Below are 4099 nucleotides of genomic sequence, written 5' to 3'. Positions count from 1 at the left end.
CGTAGGAACCGCCAACGACCATATTAGCAGTATCAAACTTGGAAGTTTTGATAGCAACTTTGGAAGCATCCTGTCTAACAGTAACAGTAGGGGGAGGGGGGAAGGAAAAAAAGGGGGGGAAGGAAGGGAGAGGGGCAAGAAAAAGTGTGTTATTTATCTTATTGACATTTTTTAATGTATATTCGGCATTAGTAGAGGTTTATTTTAAATAATCAAGAATAAAAAATGTCTGAGCAGCATGGATAAATGCTGCCAGACAGACGGACAAAGTTTTGTTTGGGCGAAGTCAAACAAAAGCTTGGTCCGTCAAAGCGATTTGTGGATATATATTTTGCAGATTCACGATCTCTATTCGATCATATAGTCAATGGAGTAACGAATAATAAATAATTTATAACAAATTCTTCAAGTATTATTTGTTGTAATACGGTAAATAATCAAATATAAATTTATTATGCAAAATCATATAAAGAATAAATAATGTTTGCATCACAATGCAATAATTTGATTTGACATTATAAATATGGTATTATATTGCAAAGGAGATGATAAGCTATGATTCAAAGAATAAAGCGTTCTGAGTATTTACAGGAACTGATAGATTTAAAAGACACCAACCTGATCAAAGTAGTCACAGGAATTCGCCGATGCGGCAAGTCAACACTTTTTGAACTATATCAAGATTACCTGATTGAGCAGGGAGTTACCCGGGAACAGATACTATCTATAAACTTTGAGGATGTAGATTACGAAGATCTAAATGACTATAAGAAACTGTACACCTATGTGAAGGAACGTCTTATTCCGGATCAGATGAATTATATTTTTCTGGATGAGATACAGAACGTAGATCAATTTCAAAAAGCGGTCGACAGTCTCTACATCAAAAAAAATGTCGATTTATATATCACCGGATCAAATGCATACCTATTATCTGGCGAGATGGCTACTCTACTATCCGGAAGGTATGTAGAGATTTCGATGCTGCCATTGTCGTTCAAAGAATATTTGTCTGCCATGCCAGATCAAACAGACTTGTCCCGAAAATTCAGGACTTACCAGACGGATAGTTCCTTCCCTGGTGCCTTAGAGTTAAAGGGTCGGCAGAAAATCAGAGAATACCTGGGCGGGATCTACAATACGATTGTCCTAAAAGATGTTGTATCCAGATTGAAGATTGCAGATGTGTTTATGCTTGAAAGTGTAATCAAATTTATGTTTGATAATGTAGGCAATCTCTGCAGTACAAAGAAAATTGCCGATACTATGACTTCCGATGGCAGGCCTATTTCTGTCCACACAGTTGAACGGTATTTGAACGGACTGGTTGACAGCTTTATTTTATATCGGGTGGGACGATATGATGTGAAAGGAAAACAGTATTTAAAAACTGGGGAGAAATATTATATTGCAGATGTGGGACTACGCTATTATTTGTTGGGAACGAAAGATACAGATAGAGGCCATCTGCTGGAAAATATCATCTATCTGGAATTGCTCCGCCGGGGATATGAGGTGTATATTGGCAAAGTTGGCGTAGCTGAAGTTGATTTTATTGCGATTAACGAGAATGGAACTGCATATTATCAGGTGGCCCTGTCTGTGAGAGATGAACAGACATTAAAACGAGAACTGGAGCCGTTGGATAGTATTACAGATCATAACCCGAAATTCCTTTTGACATTAGATGATGATCCGGTGATGTCGTATAATGGGATTAGGCAGGTGAATGCGATTGATTGGTTGATTGGGTAGAAATAAGGAAACGGAGACCATTTGGTCTCCGTTTCCTTATTGTTTAACCTACAAGACTAAATATTAGTTTGCGCCTTTAATATTAATTGTAACACTCTTAGAAAGGCTACCTGCAGTTGCTGTTACTACACAACTCGTTGCGACATTACCAGTAGCAGTAATTTCAATATCCTGAGTACCATTCTTTTCAACCTTAGTAACTACAGCGGTATCATAAGCTTCTACAAGATATTTTACATTATCAACATCATCACCATACTGATCTTTCACACTAAATAACGTAGTAAGCTGTGTTTTAGTGAGGCTTGTGCCTACCAATTCTTTAACATCAGTTGCTTCAATTGTAGTTGCAACAGCATCCTCATTAGAATATTTATATTCTTTTGTAAGGGTTACTGGGCCATCTTCACCATCAACAACAACCTCAACAGTCGCTGTCTTAGTTACTTTACCCTCGGTAGTTTTATTAATTTCCGGAGCTAATTTACTAGATGTAATAGTAACATTACCAGTCGGAATATTAACAATAGTACTTCCGTTTCTACCGATTACCTTTACTAAGTCCTCAATAGATTCGCCAGCTTTTGCTATATACTTAAAGTCTTTAATCTCGTAATCTGTTACACTGGTCTGATCAAAAGTCTTAAGTGTTACTGTATATCCAGAATCATCTACAACAGCACCAGAAGCATCCTTAAGTGAGAATATAACTTTAATGCTACCTGCTTTACCTGATGCCTTTTTCCCAAATTTAACAATTGGAGAATTCCCATCAGTATTTAATACATTTGCGTTAGTAAATACTACATCAGCAGCTGTAACTTCAGCAAATATATCTTCCGCAACATTAGGAACGACTAATTTATAACCACTAGCCACTAACTGATCAGCTGTCATAATATTTCCATACTGATCTTCAATAATAAAGTCTGCACCTTTAAGTGCTAATTCCTCACCTGAAACTACGGCCAATGTTGTACCAGTTTTCATTCCAGTAATAACTTTAGGAACAGCTTTTGCTTTTACAGAGGCAGTAATATAGGTATATTTATAGTTGGACTTCAGTGTTGCAGATAATACATCGGTACGGGAAGTTCCTTCATTAACTTTAACAGGTGTATACATCAATTTTGCCACACCGTTTGCACCTTTTTCAAGATCAAACTTCCCACCGTTTGATGAAGCAAAAGTAATTTTATCTTTTAAGTCATCATATTTAGTGAGTTCATTACCATTAGCATCTAAAGCTGTGAAATAGATTTCGTTTGCTCTTTCAGCATACAACTCACCACCAGTAGACATGGTAAAGCTTTCAATGGTTTTTCCTTTTCCTACAGGGATAGTTACCGTGCCCAAAAGTCCTTTTAATGGGTTAACAATAACAACACTACAAGTACCATCTGCAGGAGTACCGCTGATTGCTAAAGATACATAATCTACTTTATCAATGGTAATATCAACAAATTCATTGTTTTTAGCAATAGTTAATCCAGTTAAACCTGCACTTGGAGTGATAGAAAGAGGACTTTTCATTTTGTTCAAAGTATCAGCGTTAACGGAATTACCATACTGATCTTTGATATCTAAAACAAGCACTCTGTCTCTATCCTTATCGCCAGCTGCAATTTCAACAAATTTAGCAGAAGAAAGATCATAAACACCCATAGAAGTCATGGTTGTCGGAGTTGCTGATCCACTATAAGTAACTTCTGTAGTAATAGAAATACCTTTAGATGATTCAACCAGTACTAAGGTACCAGTCTGACCAACTAATACAGTAGCCGGAATATCCGCAACTGTTATTTTACCATTTGAATTCTTGGTAGACTGTGTCGTAGTAGTAGCTTTTCCAAGAGTACAAGATGCATTAACAGTAGCACCCATTCTTTCACCAAACTGGTTTAGAATTTTGAATTCAATTGTTGCACTTCTAACAGAAATATCTGCATTAGCAACTAAATTAGTACCAACAGTCTCAACAGATGTAATTTCCTGTGCAACAGCCTTAAAGGAAAGCGGTGCATTATCTTTATAAGTTAAAGTATAATCACCAGCTGGTAATGTTGAAGATGTTGTTACAAGATAAGCAGCGCCATCTTTAATAGTAACAGTGGCTAAAGATACTGCTGTTGAACCTCTCTTTAAGACATAGTCAGCCAGAGTAGTAGAATCAGCGCCAGTTACTTTAACAGTTTGAACGCCAGTCTGCTCAGCAGCAAGATTCGCTTTAACCTCAACCTTTAAAGTAGCGGAAGCACGAACATACTCGGCATTTTTACCACGGAGACACTGAGCCATAATTTCATACTGACCAGCTTCAGCAGGAGTGAAAACGCCGTTGGAG

General features: G+C 37.1%; 2 protein-coding genes. One reads left to right on the top strand and one right to left on the bottom strand.

Annotation, left to right across the window (positions count from 1 at the left end; genetic code table 11):
- The first annotated feature begins 555 nt into the window (after positions 1-555).
- On the top strand, positions 556-1755 hold the full coding sequence (locus tag ABCW47_RS15080; RefSeq protein ID WP_343210764.1) for an ATP-binding protein: 1200 nt from the start codon (positions 556-558) through the stop codon (positions 1753-1755).
- Between the two features lie 63 nt (positions 1756-1818).
- Here the strand turns inward: ABCW47_RS15080 and ABCW47_RS15075 are convergent.
- On the bottom strand, positions 1819-4099 hold a 2281-nt coding region (locus ABCW47_RS15075; protein WP_343210763.1), incomplete at its 5' end, for a hypothetical protein.

The organism is Anaerolentibacter hominis, from assembly GCF_032380675.1.
In the GTDB taxonomy this organism is placed as follows: domain Bacteria; phylum Bacillota; class Clostridia; order Lachnospirales; family Lachnospiraceae; genus Anaerolentibacter; species Anaerolentibacter hominis.
Note: the sequence above shows the minus strand (reverse complement) of the source record. Positions and strands in the feature narration are given on the sequence as shown.

Bases quoted from the DNA above. Each gene is read 5' to 3' on its own strand.
- ABCW47_RS15080 (WP_343210764.1), top strand. From the start codon at position 556: ATGATTCAAAGAATAAAGCGTTCTGAGTATTTACAGGAACTGATAGAT.